The organism is Microbacterium sp. WCS2018Hpa-23 (assembly GCF_031843845.1).
Lineage (GTDB): Bacteria > Actinomycetota > Actinomycetes > Actinomycetales > Microbacteriaceae > Microbacterium.
In genome coordinates this window covers 109,676-131,370 of the sequence record NZ_JAVTIZ010000002.1, presented here as the reverse complement: position 1 = coordinate 131,370, position 21,695 = coordinate 109,676, and the positions used below count along the sequence as shown (strand labels likewise).

21 protein-coding genes are annotated in these 21,695 nt (G+C 68.3%); 9 read left to right on the top strand and 12 right to left on the bottom strand.

The window, feature by feature from the left end; genetic code table 11:
• Positions 1-151 precede the first annotated feature (151 nt).
• The 5 genes from cydC to RQG77_RS04160 form a co-directional block, all read right to left on the bottom strand.
• On the bottom strand, positions 152-1,825 hold the full coding sequence (gene cydC / locus RQG77_RS04180) for a thiol reductant ABC exporter subunit CydC (protein ID WP_311243571.1): 1,674 nt from the start codon (positions 1,823-1,825) through the stop codon (positions 152-154).
• A complete protein-coding gene (gene cydD / locus RQG77_RS04175; RefSeq protein ID WP_311243570.1) occupies positions 1,822-3,489 on the bottom strand; it encodes a thiol reductant ABC exporter subunit CydD in 1,668 nt (555 codons plus the stop codon). Before cydD ends, cydC begins: the two co-directional genes overlap by 4 nt.
• A gap of 106 nt (positions 3,490-3,595) precedes the next feature.
• Positions 3,596-4,618, bottom strand: a complete 1,023-nt coding sequence (gene cydB, locus RQG77_RS04170; protein ID WP_311243569.1) for a cytochrome d ubiquinol oxidase subunit II — start codon at positions 4,616-4,618, stop codon at positions 3,596-3,598.
• Positions 4,619-4,632: 14 nt separating this feature from the next.
• Positions 4,633-6,048, bottom strand: coding sequence for a cytochrome ubiquinol oxidase subunit I (locus tag RQG77_RS04165; RefSeq protein WP_056313331.1), 1,416 nt, complete (start codon positions 6,046-6,048; stop codon positions 4,633-4,635).
• 108 nt (positions 6,049-6,156) lie between these two features.
• Positions 6,157-6,783, bottom strand: coding sequence for an ArsR family transcriptional regulator (locus tag RQG77_RS04160; RefSeq protein WP_311243568.1), 627 nt, complete (start codon positions 6,781-6,783; stop codon positions 6,157-6,159).
• Between the two features lie 100 nt (positions 6,784-6,883).
• Between RQG77_RS04160 and radA the strand changes: the two genes are divergently transcribed.
• A complete protein-coding gene (radA, locus tag RQG77_RS04155) occupies positions 6,884-8,251 on the top strand; it encodes a DNA repair protein RadA (RefSeq protein ID WP_311243567.1) in 1,368 nt (455 codons plus the stop codon).
• Positions 8,252-8,733: 482 nt separating this feature from the next.
• Here radA and RQG77_RS04150 read toward each other — a convergent pair whose 3' ends face one another.
• The 4 genes from RQG77_RS04150 to RQG77_RS04135 form a co-directional block, all read right to left on the bottom strand.
• The gene (locus tag RQG77_RS04150; RefSeq protein WP_311243566.1) at positions 8,734-9,144 is read right to left on the bottom strand and encodes a dehydrogenase; all 411 of its coding nucleotides are present in this window, start codon (positions 9,142-9,144) and stop codon (positions 8,734-8,736) included.
• Between the two features lie 335 nt (positions 9,145-9,479).
• Positions 9,480-10,151, bottom strand: a complete 672-nt coding sequence (locus RQG77_RS04145; protein WP_311243565.1) for a hypothetical protein — start codon at positions 10,149-10,151, stop codon at positions 9,480-9,482.
• A 9-nt stretch (positions 10,152-10,160) separates the two neighbouring features.
• On the bottom strand, positions 10,161-10,664 hold the full coding sequence (locus RQG77_RS04140; protein WP_056313339.1) for an amino-acid N-acetyltransferase: 504 nt from the start codon (positions 10,662-10,664) through the stop codon (positions 10,161-10,163).
• Positions 10,665-10,788: 124 nt separating this feature from the next.
• On the bottom strand, positions 10,789-13,314 hold the full coding sequence (locus tag RQG77_RS04135) for an ATP-dependent Clp protease ATP-binding subunit (protein ID WP_056313341.1): 2,526 nt from the start codon (positions 13,312-13,314) through the stop codon (positions 10,789-10,791).
• 226 nt (positions 13,315-13,540) lie between these two features.
• On the opposite strand from RQG77_RS04135, the gene RQG77_RS04130 reads away from it, so the two are divergent.
• From RQG77_RS04130 to RQG77_RS04120, 3 genes are all read left to right on the top strand, one after another.
• Positions 13,541-14,161, top strand: a complete 621-nt coding sequence (locus tag RQG77_RS04130) for a DUF2975 domain-containing protein (protein ID WP_311243564.1) — start codon at positions 13,541-13,543, stop codon at positions 14,159-14,161.
• Complete coding sequence (locus RQG77_RS04125; RefSeq protein ID WP_311243563.1) at positions 14,158-14,388, top strand: helix-turn-helix transcriptional regulator; 231 nt, start codon at positions 14,158-14,160, stop codon at positions 14,386-14,388. The genes RQG77_RS04130 and RQG77_RS04125 overlap by 4 nt, the downstream gene beginning before the upstream one ends.
• An 84-nt stretch (positions 14,389-14,472) precedes the next feature.
• Positions 14,473-14,688 (top strand): hypothetical protein, encoded by a 216-nt coding sequence (locus tag RQG77_RS04120; RefSeq protein ID WP_311243562.1) that lies wholly within the window; start codon positions 14,473-14,475, stop codon positions 14,686-14,688.
• 54 nt (positions 14,689-14,742) lie between these two features.
• Here RQG77_RS04120 and RQG77_RS04115 read toward each other — a convergent pair whose 3' ends face one another.
• Positions 14,743-15,171, bottom strand: coding sequence for a YbjQ family protein (locus RQG77_RS04115; RefSeq protein ID WP_311243561.1), 429 nt, complete (start codon positions 15,169-15,171; stop codon positions 14,743-14,745).
• Positions 15,172-15,214: 43 nt separating this feature from the next.
• Between RQG77_RS04115 and RQG77_RS04110 the strand changes: the two genes are divergently transcribed.
• Positions 15,215-15,547 carry a hypothetical protein gene (locus RQG77_RS04110; protein WP_056517511.1) on the top strand — a complete coding sequence of 111 codons (333 nt, stop codon included), beginning with the start codon at positions 15,215-15,217 and terminating at the stop codon, positions 15,545-15,547.
• Positions 15,548-15,691: 144 nt separating this feature from the next.
• Positions 15,692-17,125, top strand: a complete 1,434-nt coding sequence (locus RQG77_RS04105) for a dicarboxylate/amino acid:cation symporter (protein ID WP_311243560.1) — start codon at positions 15,692-15,694, stop codon at positions 17,123-17,125.
• 101 nt (positions 17,126-17,226) lie between these two features.
• On the opposite strand, the gene RQG77_RS04100 is transcribed toward RQG77_RS04105, so the two are convergent.
• A complete protein-coding gene (locus RQG77_RS04100) occupies positions 17,227-18,957 on the bottom strand; it encodes a sodium:proton antiporter (protein ID WP_311243559.1) in 1,731 nt (576 codons plus the stop codon).
• A 62-nt stretch (positions 18,958-19,019) separates the two neighbouring features.
• Positions 19,020-19,304 (bottom strand): MerR family transcriptional regulator, encoded by a 285-nt coding sequence (locus tag RQG77_RS04095; protein ID WP_311243558.1) that lies wholly within the window; start codon positions 19,302-19,304, stop codon positions 19,020-19,022.
• Positions 19,305-19,426: 122 nt separating this feature from the next.
• On the opposite strand from RQG77_RS04095, the gene RQG77_RS04090 reads away from it, so the two are divergent.
• The 3 genes from RQG77_RS04090 (at position 19,427) to RQG77_RS04080 (ending at position 21,271) form a co-directional block, all read left to right on the top strand.
• Positions 19,427-19,849, top strand: a complete 423-nt coding sequence (locus RQG77_RS04090) for an Hsp20/alpha crystallin family protein (RefSeq protein ID WP_053097741.1) — start codon at positions 19,427-19,429, stop codon at positions 19,847-19,849.
• Positions 19,850-19,936: 87 nt separating this feature from the next.
• Complete coding sequence (locus tag RQG77_RS04085) at positions 19,937-20,173, top strand: DUF2795 domain-containing protein (protein ID WP_311243557.1); 237 nt, start codon at positions 19,937-19,939, stop codon at positions 20,171-20,173.
• A gap of 60 nt (positions 20,174-20,233) precedes the next feature.
• Positions 20,234-21,271, top strand: coding sequence for an LLM class flavin-dependent oxidoreductase (locus RQG77_RS04080; RefSeq protein ID WP_311243556.1), 1,038 nt, complete (start codon positions 20,234-20,236; stop codon positions 21,269-21,271).
• Positions 21,272-21,695 lie beyond the last annotated feature (424 nt).

Genomic DNA, 21,695 nt, shown 5'->3' with positions numbered 1-21,695 from the left:
GCTGCGGGCACAACTTCGGACCCTAGACCCGACACACCGGACTGACGAACGGATGCCACGGTGCGCCGCCCCCGGCATCCGAAACTGTGCCCGGGGAAGGGGGGGAGGGAACGGGAAGGGGGAAGACGCCCTGAACCCACCGATCGCCCGTCTACTCCGAGGCCGTGCGCCCGTCTTCCAACCGGACAACCCGGTCGACGGTCCCGACCGGCGGGGCGACGTGCGAGATCAGCAGCACGGACTGCTCCCCCGCCGCCTGCAGCAGGTCGCGCAGCAGCACATCGGATGCATCCGGGTCGACCCCGGCCGTCGGCTCGTCGAGGACGAGCACGGGGAAGCCCCGCAACAGCGCCCGCGCCAGCGCGATCCGCTGCGCCTGCCCGCCCGAGACGAGCCCGCCACGATCACCGACCCGCGCATCGAGTCCGCCGCGCTCGCGCACCCACGACCCCAAGCCGACCCGGTCGAGCACGGCGAGCAGCTCGTCGTCGGTCGCCGAATCCCTGGCGAACAACAGGTTCTGGCGGATGTCCTCATCGAACAGCTGCGGGCTCTGCTCGCACAGTCCGATCGTGCGGCGGAGCGCGGGACCCGACAGGCGCGCAGCATCCATACCGCCGACGGAATACTCACCCTCGACACGCAGGAATCCGACGAGCGCCGCAGCCAGCGAGCTCTTGCCCGCACCGCTCGGACCCGCCACCAGCACGCGCTCACCCGGATGCAGGTCGAGGTCGAAACCCCGCAGAGCAGGCGATCCGCCCGGCCACCAGGCGCGCACACCACGCAGCCGCAGCGTCGGAACACCGGCGATCTCGGCATCCTCACCGTCATCCGACCGCAGCTCGGCCGGCATCTCGGAGGGCAGCACGTCGACGATGCGCTCGGCGCTCGACCGCACGCTCCGCCACGATGCCGCCGCGATCGGCACGGCACCGAAGACCTCGAACACGACCATCGGCACGAGCACGGCGACCGCGAGCCAGGGGCCGTCGATCGCGCCAGTCGCGAGCCCGGGAGCCGCGACCGCGAGCGCCCACACCGACGCGGCACCCGCGACGGCCGAGACCACGCCGGCGGCGATCGCCTGCGCGAGCGACGCCCTGCTGACAGCGCGGCGAAGGTCGGCATCCGCCTGTCGCACGCGCTCGCGCGCCTGAGGTTCCGCCCCGAAGGCGAGCAGCACGTCGAGCGTGCCGAAGTAGTCGGTGAGAGCAGCCGAGAGATCGCCGCGTCGACGCGAGACCGCGGCCTCGGCGCGAGATCCGAACACCCACCCCAGTCCGATCGCCGCTGCGGCGGCGATCACCAGGCACGCAGCGAGGGTCAGCGCGGCCGGCACCGACACGAACAGCAGGAACCCGACCGCACCGACCGCGACGAGCCCCGAGACGGCGAGCGGCTGGACCACCCGCAGCGGCAGATTCTGCAGGTTCTCGACATCGTCGACGAGGGCGGACTGCACCCGGCCGTGGTCGGTGCGCCCGAGCCCCGCGGGTGACAGAGGAGTCAGCCGCCTCACCATGTCGGCCCGCGTCGAGGCGAGCTGTCGCAGCGCCGCGTCGTGGCCGCTCAGCCGTTCGAGGTATCTCGTCACCGCACGTGACACGGCGAAGAACCGCACGCCCACCACCGCGATCGACAGGGGCACGAGCGAGTCGACGATCGAGGCGCTGACGATCAGCCAGCCGCTCACGGCGAGCAGGCTCACGGCGGCACCGGCCGAGAGGAAGCCCCAGATCGCGCCGGGCAGGAAGCGACGCAGCGGCGGCTGCGCGAGACGGAGGATGCCGCGCACCCGCGCCGCGGTACCGGGGGCACTCATACGCTCACCCCCAGCTCGACGACGTGGTCGGCGATCGCCCTGGCCGATCGACGGTGCGAGACGAGAAGGATCGTGGCCCCGGCATCCGCCCGCGCGCGCAGCGACGCCCAGAGCCGCTCTTCGGTGTCAGGGTCGAGCGCGCTGGAGGGCTCATCGAGCGCCAGTACCGCGTCGGGCCGCGCGGCATGCCGATACAGCGCTCGCGCGACCGCGACCCGCTGCGCCTGCCCACCCGAGAGCCCGCTGCCCTGCACACCGAGTTCGAGCGCCGGGTCGAGGTCGTTCGCGCAGGCGTCATCGAGGGCGTGGCGGATGCCGTCGGCATCCGGCATCTCATCGCCCAGCGCCACATTGGCCGCGATCGTGCCGCGGCTCAGCTGCGGCCGCTGTCCGCTCCAGGCCAGCCACTCCGACGGTGCGAGCTCGCGCACATCGACACCGGCGACCGTGGCAGACCCCTCGAACTCGACCGCACCCCGCAGAGCCGCGAGCAGACTCGACTTGCCCGCGCCGCTCGGACCCTCGATCAGCGTGATGGTTCCGGGCGTTGCGGTGAACAAGACCGGCGGCAGATCGCGCACGCGCAGGTCGGCGACGACCAGGTCTCGCGCGTTCGCGGTTCGCAATTCAGCATGAACGCCACCGCGACCGGCGGTCAGCCCATCAGACGACCCGGTGTCGGCATCGCGTGCTGAATCGTGAACACCGCCAGCCCGAGCCTCGGCCGCATCCAGCACCTCGAACACATCTTCCGTCGCCGCAACGCCCTCGGACGCAGCGTGGAACTGCACCCCGACCTGGCGGATCGGCAGGAACGTCTCGGGCGCGAGCAGCAGCACGAACAGACCGACCTCGAGCGACAGGTCGCCCGACAGCAGCCGGAATCCCACCGCGACCGCGATCAACGCCACGGCGAGCGAGGCCAGCAGCTCCATCGCGAAACCCGAGAGGAACGAGAACCGCAGCACCTTCATGGTCTCGCGACGGTACTCGTCGGCCGTGGCCTCGATCTGGGCGGCTGCCCGGCGCTCGCGCCCGAACAGACGCAGCGTCGAGAGGCCCTGCACGGTGTCGGCGAACCGCGCCGCGAGGCGCTGCAGCGTTTGCCATTGCTTACGCTGCACCGTGCGGGTCGCGATGCCGATCAGGATCAGAAACAGCGGGATCAGCGGCAGCGTGATGAGCGCCGTCAACCCGCTCGGCCAGTCCTGCCACCACATCACCGCGAGCAGTACCGGCGTCGCGATGACCGTGAGCACGAGCTGCGGGATGTAGCGGGCAAAGTACGCGTCGAGCGCTTCGAGCCCATGCCCTGCCGTCACGGCGAGCCCTGCCTGATTGCGCTGAGCGAGCCACCCGGGTCCGAGGCGGCCGACGGCGGCAATCAGCGCGGCACGCAGCTGCATCCCGGTCTTCGCCGCAGCGCGGGTTCCGGCGGCATCCGAGGCGGCGATCAGCACTCCACGCAGCGCCGCGAGCCCGAGCAGCCACAGCAGTGTCGTCGTGACGTCGCGTCCGGCGAGTGCGCCGGTCACGGCATCCGTCAGCATCCAGGCGAACGCGACCGTCACCGCTGTCTGCGCGACGCCGATCGCACCCGACAGCAGCAGGAATCCGCGGGCGGCGCTCGCATACCGGAGCAACCGGATGTCGACCGGCTTCACCGCTCCACCCCCTCAGCCGTGGTCAGCGGCGTCGCTCCGGTCGCAGTTCGTGCCGCTCCCCGAACAGGAAGGCGGCCCGAACTGCGACCGGAGCAGAAGCTGTGCCTCACGCGTGCGCCGGAGCCCCCTCGATCGAGCTGCGGGTGACCCTCTTGCGGAAGATCCAGTAGGTCCACGTCTGGTACGCCAGCACGAGGGGCAGGGCGATCAGCGCGGTCCAACTCATGATCGTCAGCGTATACGGCGTGCTCGATGCGTTCTCGATCGTGAGGCTGAAGGCCGGGTCGATCGTCGACGGCATGACGTACGGGAAGAGCGCCGCGAACAGCATCACCACAGCGGATGCCACGGTCACTGCTCCCGCGGTGAACGCGCGTCCGTCGCGGCCGCGCAGCGAGAACAGCACCGATGCGATGAGCGCGAGGGCGGCGACAAGACCGCATCCGACGACCATCCACAGCAGCGGCGCCTCGCGCCCCGCGGCCATGACGACCGTCCAGATCACGGTGCCGGCCGCGGCGAGCACCGTGGGCCCTGCGGCGAGCTTCACGAGGCGACGGGCATCCGCGTGCACCTGTCCGTCGGTCTTGAGCGAGACGAACAGCACGCCGTGCAGGAAGAAGAGCAGCAGCGTCGTGACGCCGACGAGCAGCGCATACGGGTTCAGCAGCGCGAAGAAGCCACCGACGTAGATGTGGTTCTCATCGATCGCCACCCCCTGCACGATGTTGCCGAACGCGACGCCCCAGAGCAGCGCCGGCACGGCCGAGCCGATCACGATCATCCGGTCGAAGCCGCGCTTCCACTTCGCCGACTCGCGCTGGTGCCGGTACTCGAACGACACCCCTCGCAGAATGAGCGCGAGCAGGATGAGCAGCAGCGGCAGGTAGAACCCGCTGAACAGCGTCGCGTACCACTCGGGGAACGACGCGAACAGGCAGGCGCCGGCGACGATGACCCAGGTCTCATTGAGATCCCAGATCGGGCCGATCGTGTTGATCACCTGGCGACGCGAGACATCGTTCTTGCCGAGGAACGGCAGCGACATGCCCACGCCGAAGTCGAATCCGTCGAGCACGAAGTAGCCGACGAAGAGGAAGGCGACGATCCAGAACCACATGTATTCCATGACTGATCCCTTTCTCAGTACACGACGGACGGCAGCTGGGCCGTCTCCTCGTGGGGTTGTTCGTCGGTGTCAGGGCCCTTCTGCGCGGCCTTGATGATGAGGCGGATCTCGACCACGGCCAGCGCCGCGTAGATCGCGGTGAAGGCGATCAGCGAGATGAGCACCTCGAGCCCGCTGACGCCCGGCGAGACGCCGTCCTGCGTGGTCATGAGCCCGAAGACGATCCAGGGCTGCCTGCCCATCTCGGTGAAGACCCAGCCCATGATGTTGGCTGCGAGCGCGAGGGGGAACGACCAGATCGCGAGCTTCCACATCCACTGTGCCGGAGGCTTCTTGGCGCCCTTGCGGGTCAGCCACAGGCCGACGACGGCGACGAGGGCTGCGGCGATGCCGAGGCCGATCATCCAGCGGAACGCCCAGTACGTGACCCAGAGGATCGGGGCGAACTCGGTGAGCCCGGTGTCGGCGAACGTGGTGCTGTACTCGGCGTTGAGGTCGTTGATGCCGTGCACGCAGGCGTCGAACGAGTGGGTCGATAGCAGCGAGAGCAGATACGGCACCCGGATCGAGAACAGCTCGGAGCTGCCGTCAGGGGTGCCCAGCGTGAAGATGCTGAACGAGGCGTCGTAGCCGCAGACGGTGTTGAACGTGGCTTCCGCCGCCGCCATCTTCATCGGCTGCGCCGCGTACATCGCGAGTCCCAGCTGGTCACCGGTGAGAACGACGCCGGCGGTCGAGACGATCATCGCCCAGAGCCCGAACTTCAGCGAGATGCGCATCGTGTCGAAGTGCTGGCCGCGAGCGAGGTGCCAGGCCGACACCGAGATCACCACACCGGCGGCGAACATCAGCGCACCGAAGATCGTGTGCGGGAAGGCGGCGAGCGCGACGGGGTTCGTCAGCAGTGCCCAGAAGTCGGTGAGCTCCGCACGGTTCGTCTCGGGGTTGTAGACGTAGCCGACCGGGTTCTGCATGAACGCGTTGGCGGCGATGATGAAGTACGCCGACAGGATGCTGCCGATCGAGACGCACCAGATCGTGGCAAGGTGCAGCTTCTGCGGGAGCTTGTCCCAGCCGAAGATCCACAGACCGATGAACGTCGCCTCGAAGAAGAAGGCGAGCAGACCCTCGAAGGCGAGCGGGGCACCGAAGACGTCGCCGACGAAGCGGGAGTAGTCCGACCAGTTCATGCCGAACTGGAACTCCTGCACGATGCCGGTCACGACGCCCATGGCGAAGTTGATCAGGAAGATCTTGCCGAAGAACCGGGTCAGGTGCAGGTACTGCACCTTGCCGGTGCGCACCCACGCGGTCTGGAAGATCGCCGCGACCAGGGCCATGCCGATCGTCAGCGGCACGAACAGGTAGTGGTAGACGGTCGTCAGACCGAACTGCCATCGAGACAGGACCAGCGGGTCTAGCCATTCCATGTGCCACTCCTTCTTCGTGCCCTGGTTCTTCTGTGCGCCGGGTGCCACGCTAACGACGAGCCCGCCGCCCCCGCGGGGCTGCCGGCCGTGAATAAGACAGACGCTCGCCTAGGCGGCGGTCATCTCCGTCAGGCGCAGCTGTACGGTGCATTCCGCCGGGAGGGCGGTGGCGCGCACGGCCTCGGCGGCGAGCGGCCCACCGGCTTCGGTGAGCACCCCCTGCATGAGGCCGAGGTGCACGGTGCACAGCATCGGACGGTCTTCGGCGCGACCCGCGGCGTGCGGGCACGGGCTGAGATCGACGGTGAGCTGCTCGTCATCGACGACGGGCTCGAAGCCGCTCTCCTCCAAGTGTTCGATCAGAGCGTCCAGCTGGTAGATCGCGTCACGACCCAGAGCGGATGCGGATGCCGGAAGCACACGGCGCAGAAGATCGCCGCGCTCGGCGGCCGCCTTGGCCTTGTTGCGGGCGATGGGGCTGGAGGCATCCGCAGCTCCCGTGGCGGCACTGTAGAGCGTGCGCGGGCGGCCGCGGGTGGTGCGGCGCTCGCTGGCCTGGATGACGTAGCCGCCCTCGATCAGGCGCTGCAGGTGCTCGCGCACCGTGTTGGGATGCAGCCCCGTGGCGTCGCACAGCTCGCCGATGGTGCGATCCGCACGCGTCTGCACGAGGTGCAGGAGCTGCACCCGTGAGAACGTCGAGATCGGCCCGCAGACGGGCCCGCCATTGGCCATGACTCCAGTATTCCGTGGCCGCTGCTTCCCGTGGGGTGGTTCGGCCGTGAATAATGCCCGAGGCGATAGGGATGTCTGATCCCGGCGATAGCCTGGCTGCATGGCCACCCGAAAACCTGCCCCACCCGCGTACGTCTGCACCGAGTGCGGGTGGACGACGGCGAAGTGGGTGGGCCGCTGCGCCGAATGCCAGCAGTGGGGCACGGTGCAGGAGCAGGGCGCGCAGACCGGCATCCTCAGCCGCATCACCCCGCTCGCGCCGACCGCGGCGAAGGCCGCACGACCGATCACTCAGATCACCACCGAAGACGCTCCCCGCCGCACCAGCGGTGTCGGCGAGTTCGATCGGGTGCTCGGCGGGGGCATCGTGCCGGGGGCTGCGATCCTGCTGAGCGGCGAGCCCGGCGTCGGCAAGTCGACTCTGCTGCTCGAGGTCGCTGCTCAAGCCGCGCGCTCCGGCCGCCGCGTGCTCTATGCCAGCGCCGAGGAGTCCCCCGCGCAGGTGCGTCTGCGTGCGGAGCGCACCGGGGCACTGCACGACGAGCTCTACCTCGCGAGCGAGACCGATCTCGCGACGATCCTCGGACACATCGACGAGGTGGTCCCGCAGCTCGTGATCGTCGACTCGGTGCAGACCGTGTCGTCGTCGCTGATCGACGGCGCAGCGGGCCAGCCGAGCCAGGTGCGCGAGGTCGCGGCGACGCTGATCCGGGTCGCGAAAGACCGCGGGCTGCCCGTCATCCTCGTCGGCCACGTGACGAAAGACGGCACCGTGGCCGGGCCCCGCGTGCTCGAGCACCTGGTCGACGTGGTGTGCCACTTCGAGGGCGACCGGCAGACGTCACTGCGATTCATCCGGGCGTTGAAGAACCGGTTCGGCCCCACCGATGAGGTCGGATGCTTCGAGATGACGGGTGCGGGCATCTCCGAGGTTCCCGACCCCTCTGGCCTCTTCCTGTCTCAGGGCGAGACGGAGCCGGGCACGTGCGTCGCCATCTCGCTCGAGGGCCGCAGGGCGCTCCCGGTCGAGGTGCAGGCGCTGACGATCACCACCACCGCGCCGAATCCCCGTCGTGTGGTTCACGGACTCGATTCCTCCCGTGTGGCGATGGTGCTGGCGATCCTCGAACGACGAGCGCACATCAAGACCAGCAACCTCGACGTCTACGTCTCGACCGTCGGCGGCGTGCGTTTCACCGAGCCGGCCGCCGACCTCGCGATCGCGATCGCCGTGGCGGGGTCGATCCAGCAGATCTCCGTGCCGCGCACGGTCGCCGCGGTCGGCGAGCTCAGCCTCGCCGGCGAGATCCGGCCGGTCACCCAGTCGGCGCAGCGCCGCTCGGAGGCGTCGCGACTCGGCTACGAGCAGGTGGTCGACGACCGTTCGAAGACGCTGCGCGCGGCACTCAACGACGTCCGTTCCCGCAACACGAACAGGCGCAGCGAAGCCGACATCCCGCCGTTCTGAGTCCCGAGGCGCGGGGCACCGGAAGTGGCCCCGCATCGCCCCTGAAGCCCAGCCGGGGTCGAAACACGCCCTGGACGCTCGCGTCCAATGCGCCTTGGACCCCGCGCGGGCCTAATCTCACCAAGCGGGGCGCTCCAGGCCGCGCCGCCCCACCCCGCGCGCCGAGCGGGGCCAGTTCAGCACCGCACCGCCGAGCGGGGCCAGTTCCACACCGCACCGTCGAGCGGGGCCAGTTCCACACCGCACCGTCGAGCGGGGCCAGTTTCGCATCCGAAATGTCCGATCGGGATGCGCAAGTGACCCCGCACAGACCCGCGATGCGCAACTGACCCCACACAGCCCCGCAGCACTTCCGCAACCGAGCCGGGCCGACACCGCATCCGAAATGCCCGCACCCGAAATGCCCGCATCCGATGCGCTTTTGACCACGCACCGGCCGCACACCGCACCGATGGCCCGAAGCGGCCGGGACGCGCCTGCGCTCAGGCGTCGAGCGCCTTGAGCAGCTCGTCGGGCGAGGCCTGCATCGGATGCGGCCCTGCGATGTCGAGGAACACGGTGGTGATCGGATGCGCGCCGAGGAACTTGCGCAGCCAGTCGGCGGTGTAGATGCCCACCCCCGGCGGAAGATTGTCGGGCTTGTTCTTCGCATCACTGAACAGCAGGAGCGCCAGATCTCCCGACCTCGGATCACGGTAGGTCCACACCTCACCGCTGTCGAGCGGGTTGTCGCGCGCTCCGGGCTTCACGAGCGGCACGACGGTGGTGCCATGACGCAGAGCCAGAGCTACCGCGGCGATGTCCTGCTTCTCCAGGGCCTGTGCGAGAGCATCCGACCGGAAGTCCTCGGGCGCGGGCTTGTTCTTCGCGGACTTCGCCTTCTTCGATGCCATGCATCCAGCATATTCAGCCCGCGCCGATGTCTCGCCCGAAACCGGAGACGAGAAGAAAAGGGCCCTCTCGAGTCATCCATTGGGGACTGGGGTACTCGAGAGGGCCCGCGGACCCTCGGGCGGCATGTCGAAGCGCTGGGGACGCTGTGTTCGACGCCACTGGGGATGGCATGCGCCGCAATTCTGCGAGGGTCACCTCAATGGTATCCCAAAGAACGGATGGTGTCAGCACCGAAACTGAGTGCAAGTCTGTATTCAAGACCTTTGGCCAGTGCGAATACGACGCGCGACACACGACCGACGCACCGGGCACGCACCAGGCGCCCACCAGACCCTCAGTAGAGCAGGATCTGCTTGGTGGCCGCGCCCTTGAAACCGCCGATCTCGACGGCCACGTGATACGACGCTCCCCCACCCGGCGCACGCGCGCGGTTCTCCTGAGCGCAGGTCTCGACGCTCGAACGCGTACGATCCCAGGTCACCGGAACCTTGCTCGTGACGGTCGCTCCGGCCGCCAGCGTGGCGATCATGCTGCTCGGGTTCTCCTGGCAGTCGGTCGAACGCCACCACACGTCGGACCCGCTCGACACCGTGAGCACCTGGGTCGTCGACCCGACATCGATCGCGCAGTCCGAGGCTCCGCGATTCGTCAGCGAGATCGACAGCTGCGGCAGGACTCCGGCCTGGTACGTGTCGGCATCCGTGACGGCCGTGACCTCGACGTCCTGCGCTTCGCACGCGACGATGCCCGGCGTCTCCTCGCTGGACGGCTCGGGCGCGGGCGCGGGCGACTCCGCAGCGGTCGGATCGGGCGTGGTCGACGCTGTGGGGGCCACGGGAGTAGACGACGCCGAGGGCGTCGGCGACGGGGTCGCATCTGTGGCGCTAGCCCACGGCCGAGCCACAAGAAGCCACACCGCGGTCACGATGAACGCGACGAAGACGATCAGTGCGACAAGGGTCACCAGTCGCCGACGACGATAGACGGCGGCGGAGTGACGGGGCATGAGTCCAGGTTAGTTGAGCCTTTTCAGCATCCTGGTGTTGCCGAGCGTGTTCGGCTTGACGTGCGCCAGGTCGAGGAACTCCTCTACACCGGCGTCACCACTGCGCAGCAGCTGCGAATACACATCGGGGTCGACGACCTGCTCGCCGATGATCGAGTACCCGCGTCGACCGAAGAAATCGACCTCGAACGTGAGACAGAACAGTCGGCTGAGACCCAGTTGCCTCGCCTGCTCTTCGAGGGCGCCCACGATCGCGCCGCCGACGCCGTGATGCAGCCAGTCGGCACGGACCATCAGTGTGCGCACCTCGCCGAGATCCTCCCAGAAGACGTGCAGTGCACCGCATCCGACCAGTTCGCCGTCAGCCTCGGCGACCACGAACTCCTGCACGGCGCCGTAGAGCACGGCCAGATCCTTGCCGAGGAGGATGCGCTGCTCGACCATCGGCTGCAGAAGATTCCGGATGCCGATGATGTCGGCGCTGCGCGCCGGCCGGACGATGTACTCGCTCACATCGTCAAGCCTAGAACTCCTCACCTCCCGAGACCCTGAGCGGCTCCGGAATGCCGGAGTCCTGGAGCGTCCCGGACACAGAGAAGGGGCGGATGTCTCAGCATCCGCCCCTTCTCTGATCAGGTCACTCCCCGCTGGCGATGGCCAGGTCGGGGGTGCCGGGGATCGCGCCGCCGGTGTTGACGCCGACTGCGACCTGCTCACCGCGCGGGCCGTGCTCGAAGAGGAACTCGCCGTCCTTCGAGTCGACCTTGACGTGGTCGCCGGGGTTCAGCTCACCGTGCAGAATCTTCTCGGACAGACGGTCCTCGACCTCGTGCTGCATCGCGCGACGCAGCGGTCGGGCACCGAGTGCCGGGTCGAACCCGATCTCGATGAGGCGCTCCTTGGCGGACTGCGAGAGCTCGATCGTCATGTCGCGGTCGAGCAGACGCTCGCCGAGGCGCTTCGTGAACAGATCGACGATCTGCACGAGCTCGTCCTTCGACAGCTGCGGGAACACGATGATGTCGTCGACACGGTTGAGGAACTCGGGCTTGAAGTTGCGCTTGAGCTCTTCGTTGACCTTGCCCTTCATCCGCTCGTAGTTCGTCGAGTTGACGCCCTCGATCTGGAATCCGACAGGACCACCGGCGATGTCACGAGCACCGAGGTTGGTGGTCATGATGATGACGGTGTTCTTGAAGTCGATCACGCGGCCCTGACCATCGGTCAGGCGACCCTCTTCGAGGATCTGCAGCAGCGAGTTGAAGATGTCCGGGTGGGCCTTCTCGATCTCGTCGAACAGCACCACACTGAACGGCTTGCGACGCACCTTCTCGGTGAGCTGGCCGCCCTCTTCGAATCCGACGAATCCGGGAGGGGCACCGAAGAGACGCGAGACGGTGTGCTTCTCACCGAACTCGCTCATGTCGAGCGAGATGAGAGCCGCTTCGTCGTCGAACAGGAACTCGGCGAGCGCCTTGGCGAGCTCGGTCTTTCCGACGCCCGTGGGGCCGGCGAAGATGAACGAGCCCGAGGGACGCTTCGGGTCCTTGAGGCCGGCGCGCTGACGACGGATCGTCTTGGAGAGCGCCGCGATGGCCTCTTCCTGACCGATGACGCGCTGGTGCAGCGCCTTCTCCATGAAGACGAGTCGCGAGGACTCCTCCTCCGTCAGCTTGAAGACCGGGATGCCGGTGGCCTGTGCGAGCACCTCGGCGATCAGGCCCTCGTCGACGACCGCCTGGGTCGCGACGTCACCCGAACGCCACTGCTTCTCGAGGCGCAGGCGCTCGGCGAGGAGGCTCTTCTCCTCGTCGCGCAGCGATGCGGCCTTCTCGAAGTCCTGGTCCTCCGACGCCACTTCCTTCTGCTCGCGGACCTTGGCGATCTTCTCGTCGAATTCGCGCAGCTCGGGCGGGCTCGACAGGATGCTGAGGCGCAGGCGTGCGCCGGCCTCGTCGATCAGGTCGATCGCCTTGTCAGGCAGGAACCGGTCGGAGACGTAGCGGTCGGCGAGGTTCGACGCCGCGACGATCGCGCCGTCGGTGATCTGCACCTTGTGGTGCGCCTCGTACCGGTCGCGGAGCCCCTTGAGGATGTTGATCGTGTGAGGGAGGCTCGGCTCGTTCACCTGGATCGACTGGAAACGACGCTCGAGAGCGGCATCCTTCTCGAAGTGCTTGCGGTACTCGTCGAGCGTGGTCGCACCGATGGTCTGGAGCTCACCGCGGGCGAGGAGGGGCTTCAGGATGCTGGCCGCATCGATCGCGCCCTCGGCGGCGCCCGCACCCACAAGGGTGTGGATCTCGTCGATGAAGACGATGATGTCGCCGCGCGTGCGGATCTCCTTCGTGACCTTCTTCAGGCGCTCTTCGAAGTCACCGCGGTAGCGGGAACCGGCGATGAGCGAGCCGAGGTCGAGCGAGTAGAGCTGCTTGTCCTTCAGCGTCTCGGGCACATCGCCCTTGACGATCGCCTGGGCGAGGCCCTCGACGACGGCGGTCTTGCCGACGCCGGGCTCACCGATCAGCACGGGGTTGTTCTTGGAGCGACGAGACAGGATCTGCATGACCCGCTCGATCTCCTTCTCGCGACCGATGACCGGGTCGAGCTTGTTGTCGCGCGCGGCCTGCGTCAGGTTGCGACCGAACTGGTCGAGAACCTGCGAGCCGCCCTGGGCGCTCGGGGTGTCGTTCGACTGCGCGCCGACGGCCGCCGGCTCGCGTCCGGGTGCACCGGACAGGAGCTGGATGACCTGCTGGCGGACCTTGTTGAGGTCGGCGCCGAGCTTGACGAGCACCTGAGCGGCGACGCCTTCACCCTCGCGGATGAGGCCGAGCAGGATGTGCTCGGTGCCGATGTAGTTGTGGCCGAGCTGGAGGGCCTCGCGGAGGCTCAGCTCGAGGACCTTTTTGGCGCGCGGCGTGAACGGGATGTGCCCGGTCGGCTGCTGCTGGCCCTGGCCGATGATGTCCTGCACCTGCTCGCGCACGGCGTCGAGCGAGATGCCGAGGCTCTCGAGCGCCTTGGCTGCGACGCCCTCACCCTCGTGGATGAGGCCGAGCAGGATGTGCTCGGTGCCGATGTAGTTGTGGTTGAGCATCTTCGCCTCTTCTTGGGCGAGGACGACCACTCGACGGGCTCGGTCCGTGAATCTCTCGAACATGCTGTGACTCCTTATTCGCACGTGTTGTTCGACACTGGCGAAGACGCGTGAAGCGCTTGTACATCGAGAGTAACCACCGTGCGGATCACGTATGCCCGTGTTCGCCGTCGGCATAGTGCCGTGACGGCCGGTGACGGCGCTCCCGCGGGGCAAGGGTTGACGAACATATCGACAGTCGTTATGTTAACGATTATCGGTAATAACGACTCTCGATAAGGAGCGGATCATGACCTCGACGAAGAACCGCACGCTCTCCCGCGGAGACACCGGAGCCATGATCGGCTTCTGCATCGCCGGGGCGCTGATCGCCGCCTACATCACGGTGTATTCGATCATGCGGATCATCGAACTCGCCCGTGGCACCGACGTGCCGGTGCTGGTCGAGTTCGCCGGCCCCGCGACCTCCGTGGACGTGGCGCTCAGCACAGGAGGTGGCATCGCCGTAGACCTCGACAGCGCGACCATCACCGCCGCGCAGCTTCCGGCGATCGCATCCGTGCCCGGCATCATCGGTCAGGTGCTGCAGATCGTCACGATCATCGTCGTGATCGGATGCCTGATCCTGCTCGCCCGCCGCACCCTCGACGGTCGCGTCTTCAGCCGCCGCAGCACGGCCCTCGTCGCCACCGCCGGGATGACAGGACTGCTGGGCTTCGCCGCCGTACGCTTCTTCGACAACATGCTCGCGAACGCGACCGTCGCCGCCGTCACCGACAACGGCCTCGACAACGCGGTCATCAGCGTCGAGCCGTTCACGTTCATCCTCGCCGCCTTCGTGATCGCACTGATCACCACCGTCTTCTCGATCGGCGACCGCCTGCAGCGCGACACGGACGGACTCGTGTGAGCCCGGCGGAGAACGACGACGAGCTCACCGGCATCCACTGCCGTCTCGACGAGCTGCTCGCAGAGCGCGGCATGACCCTGACCGAGCTGAGCGCCCGCGTCGGCGTCAGCATCGTGAACCTGTCGGTGCTGAAGAACGACAGGGCCAGGGCCATCCGGTACTCGACCCTGCGGGCGATCTGCGACGCCCTCGAGTGCGAAGTCGGCGACCTGCTCGTCCTCGCCTGAGCAACTCTCGAGAATGCTGGTGCGGACTAGCGCGGGGCAGGTAGCGGACATACGGTGTGATGCACGCGATCGGAGGTGGGCCGAATGAGCATTGACGACGATGGGCGGGCGACGATCCCCGCCGAGCTGCGCCACCGTCTTGATTTCGAGGTGAGAGATCGAGGGGATCTGATCGACAACAGTCGCAATCTCCACATCGTCCGATCTCAGAGCGGCGAACAGGCGGTTGATCGCGTTCGAGGCGTCCTCCCAGCTGGTCGGACGACCGCCCAGGTGATGGAGATCACGCGTGGCGAGTGAGATCGCGACCGTCGCAGAGGTGGGCCGAAGTCGACGCGTCTGACGTGCGAGACCTCAGGCGACCGGAGGCTGCGGGGGCTGGGGCGGCTGAGGCTGCGCGACCGGCGTCAGAGGCTCGACCACCACGGCCGTGCCGTAGGCGCAGATCTCGGTGAAGTTCGCGATCGACCCTGCGTCGAAGCGCATCGCGACGATCGCGTTGCCGCCGCGCTGCTGAGCCTCGGTCCACATGCGCTGCATCACGACCTGCCGCGCCTCGTACATGACCTGTGTGAACTCGGGGATCTCACCGCCGCCGAGCGAGCGGAACCCGGCGGTGAACCCCTGCCCGAAGTCGGTCGAGCGCACCGTCAGGCCCATGACCTCCCCCAGCACCTGAGTGATGCGGTAGCCGGGGATGTCGTTCGTCGTCACCATGAACATGAGGACATCGTGCCATGCCCGGGCGTCGACACGGATTACCAGCGCGAGACGAATCGGCACAACCCCTTCTATGCATTCGCTGTGAGCCGATAGCGTTGAGCGCATGAAGCTCAACGACCGGAACCTGCGCACCTCTTCCCGCCTCCTCATGGCGCTGCCCATCGCGGCACTCGCCTTCTCGCTCGCCGCCTGCGGCGGATCCACTCGCCCCAGCGCCGACGACGTCGCCGCCGGCCTCGACGAGTTCTTCACCTCGCAGGGCCAGGAGCTGCCCGACGGCGCCTCCGAGTGCTTCGCCGGCTACCTGGTGGACTCCGAGCTCAGCAACGAGACCCTCACGTTCCTCGCCAACGGCGAGGACAAGCAGTCCAGCGAGGCGGACAAGGCCCTGACGACGAAGATCCTGCAGGACAACATCGAGGAGTGCGCGGGCTGACCCGCACCATTCCGATCGACAGAGGATGACGGATGCTTCGGCATCCGTCATCCTTCGTCATCTCGGCCTCGGGATTCCGGCCCGACTCCTAGCGTGGACGGAAGCGCGCACACGGCGCGCACCGATTCTGGAGTCCCCGATCCAATGAGCACCACCGTCCGCGCCACGAAGGCGCCTGACACCCGCGGTCCCGTCCGGAAGCTGCTGACCTCGTTCGGCTTCCAGATCCTCGCGGCCCTCGTCCTCGGCATCGCCGCCGGTCTGATCGCCCGCCAGCTTGGCGCCACGGCAGACAGCCCCAACGGCCTCTCGGCCACGCTCGACACGATCGGCAGCTCGTACGTCACGCTGCTGCGCACCGCCGTCGTGCCGCTGATCTTCACCGCGATCGTCGCCAGCATCTCGAACCTGCGCCGCGTGCAGAACGCCGCACGGCTCGCCGGGCAGACCCTGCTGTGGTTCGCGATCACCGCGTTCATCGCCGTGACCATCGGCATCACGCTGGGCCTCGTCATCCAGCCCGGCAACCGGGCCGGCGACGGCCTCGAGCCGAGCGACCCCTACACGGTGGGCACGTGGTGGAACTTCCTCCTCGGCCTGATCCCGCAGAACTTCCTCGGCCTCAGCGTCAGCACCAACCCCGGCGCCGCCGAGGGCACGTTCTCGTCGAGCGTGAACTTCAACATCCTGCAGATCATCGTGATCGCGGTCGCCGTGGGCATCGCGGCGCTCAAGGCCGGCAAGAAGGCCGAGCCGTTCCTCGCGTTCACCGAGTCGCTGCTCAAGGTGATCCAGCGCGTGCTGTGGTGGATCATCCGCATCGCCCCGCTCGGCACCTTCGGTCTGATCGGCGCGGCGGTCGTCAAGTACGGCTGGGAGAAGCTCGCCTCGCTCGGCTGGTTCGCGATCGCGGTCTACATCGGCCTCGCGCTGGTGCTGTTCGTCGTCTACCCGATCCTCGTCAAGACCAACGGCCTGTCGATCAAGCAGTACTTCTCGGGCGTGTGGCCGGCCGTGCAGCTCGCGTTCGTCAGCCGCTCGTCGATCGGCACCCTGCCCCTGACCGAGCGCGTCACCGAGCGCAACCTCGGTGTGCCCCGCTCGTACGCCTCGTTCGCCGTGCCGTTCGGCGCGACGACCAAGATGGACGGCTGTGCCGCGATCTACCCGGCCATCGCCGCGATCTTCGTCGCGCAGTTCTTCGGCATCGAGCTGAACCTCGTGCAGTATCTGCTGATCGTGCTCGTCTCGGTCGTCGGCTCCGCCGCCACCGCCGGCACCACGGGCGCGACGGTCATGCTCACGCTGACGCTGTCGACCCTGGGCCTGCCGCTCGAGGGCGTCGGCCTGCTGCTCGCGATCGACCCGATCCTCGACATGGGCCGCACCGCGGTCAACGTCGCGGGCCAGGCGCTCGTGCCGACCATCGTCGCCAAGCGCGAGGGCATCCTCGACGAGGAGCTCTACAACGCCCCGCGCGAAGGCCTGCCCTTCGCCGACGACTCCGACGACGACGCGCCCGAGGCGGATGCATCCGGCACCGCGGACGCCGAGAAGGAACCGGCCGGCCGCCGCTGACCCCGCATCACCCGAGCGCCTCGCCCCTCACCGGGCGAGGCGCTCGTGCGTGCGGCAGGTGACTCCGCAACCGCCGCGTGTGTTCGGGACCTGAGCGGGCGCTACGCGCGGCCCTGCTGGCGCGTGGCGCCACGCGTGTCGAGCGCCAGCTCCTCGGCATCCATCGCGGTCATCAGCTCGCGCATGACCTCCTCGTCGAGGTTGCCGGCGTCACGCTCGGCCAGCAGGATGTCGCGACGCACCTGCAGCCACCCGCGCGAGAGGGCGACGAGATCGTCGTACGACGGCCGCGCTGCGGCATCCTCGACCTGCTGCGCCTCATCGGTGTCCTTCTCGACCCGGGTCATGCGCTTGGTGAACGCGTCGAAGACGCTGAGGTCGACCTCGCCGTACTTCTGCTCCCACTCGACGCGCTTCTCGGCGAGGAACGCCTTGCCCGCCTCGCGGCTCTTCTCCTTGACCTCGGCGATCGCTCTCTCGTCGTCTGCGTCGTCGACATCACTGGCGATGCCCAGCCCGCGGATAAGCAGTGGCAGCGTGAGGCCCTGCAGCAGCAGTGTGCCGACCGTGACGATGAAAGCCACCACCACGATCGCATGCGACGGTTCGGTGTCGAGAGCCGCGAGGTCGGCCGCGGCGAGCGCTGTCGCGAGCGTGACGACGCCGCGCATTCCCGCCCACGAGATGACGGCGTTGTCCTTCCAGGTCAGCTGCAGCCCGGCCATGCGGTCGCGCACGATCTTGGAGCGCAGCTCCTCGGCGCTGTAGTCCTTCCAGCGTTTCGACTCACGTCGTCGCTCGTCGAAGGCGCCGGACTCGACCGTGCGATCCCAGCGCTCGAGTCGCTTGCGGTCTTGGAAGTTGGCCCACCCGTTCGCCGGGTACACGTAGAGCGGCCGCATGACGAGGACGACCAGCATCACGGCACCCGAGAGCAGCAGGATGCGCCCCACCTCCTCGCCGCCGAGGTCGCTGAGCACCCGGGGGAACTGCAGGCCGATGTAAGCGAACACGAAGCTCTCGAGGAGCAGGTCGGCCGACAGCCACAGCGGCGTCTCCTGCTGGCGGGTCGTGTAGTCGGTGCGCGGGGAGTTGTAGCCGACGTAGAGCCCCATCGCCACGACGGCGAGCACACCGGATCCGAGCAGGTGCTCGGCGATCGCGTACGCGCCGAAGGGGGCGAGCAGGCCGAAGGTGCCGATGACGACGGCGTCGTTGATGCGCATGCGCAGCTGGTGCAGCACGATGCCGAAGACGAGTCCGATCGCGACGCCGACCCCGACGGCGAGCAGGAACTGCCCGATGCCGTCGACGATGCCGACCGTGGCACCGGCGATGATCGCCGCGAACACCCGGTACAGGGTCAGCGAGGTCGCGTCGTTGATCAGGCTCTCCCCCGAGAGCACCGTCATGATGCGCCGAGGCAGACCGAGCTTGCGACCGATCGCGGCCGCCGAGACCGCGTCCGGCGGCGCGACGATGGCTCCCAGCAGCAGTGCGCCCGGCAGAGTCAGCGACGGCAGGATCCACCACGCCACGAGCCCCACCGCGAGCGATGTGAGCAGCACGAGAGTGATGCCGAGCCGGCGGATCTGCGGCAGGCTGCGCTTGAAGCCCACGAACGACACGTCGAGGGCGGCCGAGTACAGCAGCGGCGGAAGCACGAGGTTCAGCAGCAGGTGGCCGTCGATCTCGACGTCGGGCACGAAGGGCAGGAAGGATGCCGCGAGCGCCACCACCGTCACGAGCAGCGGTGCCGGCCAGCCGCGCCATCGGGCGATCGCCGCCACGACGACAGCACCGACGAGCACGTAGAAGATCTCGGCATCCATGCCTTTAAAGTACTGCCCTCCCTCGACGTCGCACGATGTGCACCCCGAGTCGAAGCACGAGGTCAGCCGCGGTCGTCGGCGAGCTCGTCGCGCAGCCCGGCGTTCTCATCTTCCAGATCGAGGACCCGTCGGATGCCGACGATGTTGATGCCCTCGACGCGCAGCCCCGTCACCCGACGAATGCGCTCGAGATCGTCGTCGCTGTAGCGGCGCGTGCCTCCGTCGCTGCGCGCGGGAGCGACGAGACCCTTGGCTTCGAATAGCCGCAGACTGGCCTCCGGGACGCCGCTGAGCTGCGCTGCGACGGCGATGCCGTACAGCGGTGTGCTCGAATCGCGTTCACCCATCGGCATCTCCCTCTCTCAGCACTTGCATTCTATCTCGCCCTGTTCTATAAAAAATCTATAGCCATCGGTGCAGATAATCTGCATCCACATCGCCCACTCGGGCCACTCGAAAGGAGATACTCATGGCCATGTCCTTCGATCCGTTCAGTCAGCTCGACCGCTTCGCTGCGAGCGTGCTGGACTCCGTCCGCGCACCCCGTCTCATGCCGGTGGACCTCTACCGCGACGGTGACAGGTACATCCTGCACGCGGACCTTCCCGGCATCGACCCTGGGTCCATCGACGTCGACCTCGACGGCGGACAACTCACGATCCGTGCGCAGCGCACGGCCGACGGTCGCGAAGGTGTCCGCTGGCTCGCCCGCGAACGCGGGGCCGGTTCGTTCCTCCGCCAGTTCTCGCTCGGCGACGGCGTGGACCTCGACGCGATCAGCGCCTCGTACGAGAGCGGGGTGCTCTCGGTGATCATCCCTGTCAGCGAGCGCGCCAAGCCCCGCAAGATCGAGGTCGAATCGAGCGACAACCGGCAGTCGATCACCGCCTGACGATCGGCCCCTGACGATCACCGTCCGATTCCGGTGGGCCGGGTGCAGCCCGGCCCACCTCTCCCGTCATCCGGAAAGGACTCCCTCATGCACACCTCCCCTGCACTCGACCGGTTCCTCCGCGGAATGGAGTACCCGGCGACGCGTGACGACCTGCTCCGCGAAGCAGCCCGCGACGGACTCGGCCCCGACGACCGCGCCGCACTCGCGCAGCTTCCCGAGCAGAGCTTCAGCGCGGCCTGGCACATCCGCTACCACCTCACGCGCCATGCGCTCGCCGAGGAGCTCGTCCCCTCGGCATCCGCTGCGCCCGTCGCGGCCTGACACGCACCGGCCACGAGGCGGGCGGGAATGCCGCGCCCGCCCCAGCCGTTGCATCCGGGGATGACTTCCACCGCGCTCTCCGTTCTCGACCTCGTCCCGGTTCGCACCGGGCAGACCAGTGCCGAGGCGATCTCCGCCTCCCTCTCCCTCGCGGCCACCGCCGACCGGCTCGGCTATCGCCGCTACTGGTTCGCCGAGCACCACAACATGCCCGCTGTGGCATCCACCACTCCTCCGGTGCTGATCGCCGCAGCCGCGATGCGCACGACGCAGATCCGTCTGGGCTCGGGCGGTGTCATGCTGCCCAACCACGCTCCGCTGATCGTCGCCGAGCAGTTCGCCGCCCTCGAGGCCATCGCCCCCGGCCGCATCGACCTGGGCCTCGGCCGGGCCCCCGGCAGCGACCCCGTGATCACGCAGCTGTTGCGCGGATCGGGCACGACGAGCGACGTCGAGCAGTTCCCCCGCAACGTTCAGGACATCGCCGCTCTCATCTCGGGCGCGGGCGCGACCGTGCGCTTCACGTCCGGCGGCGAGTACACGGTGCACGCGACGCCGTCGGCCACCGGCAGCCCCGAGGTGTGGCTGCTCGGATCCAGCGACTACTCCGCCCAGCTCGCCGCATCGCACGGCCTGCCGTACGTCTTCGCGAACCACTTCTCAGGGCAGGGCCTCGAGCGCGCACTCGATCTCTACCGCACGGGATACCAGCCGAGCGAAGAGCACCCCGAGCCCCGCACCTTCCTGACGGTAAACGTCGTGGCATCCCCCACTCAGGAGGAGGCCGAGGCGCGGGCGCTCCCCCAGCTGCGCATGATGTCGCGCCTGCGCCTGAACAAGCCGCTGATCGCACTCGAGACGGTCGAAGAGGCACTGGCCGCCGAGTCGGATGCCGCGACCGACCAGGTCGTCGAGGCCGCCCGCTCCCGCTGGTTCGTCGGCACGGGCGAATCCGTCGCCGAAGAGGTGCGTGCCTTCGCGTCGAAGTGGGGCGTCGACGAGGTCATGCTGTCGCCCGTCGCGGGAGCGTACGAATCCGAGCCGCGCGACTCCGCCGCCGGCCGCGCCCAGACGCTGGAGCTCGTCGCCGCGCTCTGACCTCCGCGCCGCCCCGCTCCGCAGCGCACCGCCCCGCGCCGCCCTGCCCCGCGCCGCCCTGCCCCGTCCTGCACCGCACCGCCCTGCCCCGTCCTGCCCCGTCCTGCCCCGTCCTGCCCCGTCCCCCAGTCGGGGCCACTTCCGCATCCGTTCTCCAGGCGGGGCCACTTCCGCATCCGTTCTCCAGGCGGGGCCACTTCCGCAGGCTGAAAAGGGCTCCGCGGTGCAGAAGTGGCCCCGTCCGCGGCGCCGGATGCAGAAGTCGCCCCGCTCGCGATGGCGTCCTGCACCGCGCATGCCGACCACCGGCGCGACTTGTCCACATCTCTCGGGATCCCGGCGACCATCAGGCTCGAATGGCACATCCGATCGACGAGCCTGAGCGCATGCGCCATCGGATACTCCTCCCCGACCAACTCGGCCG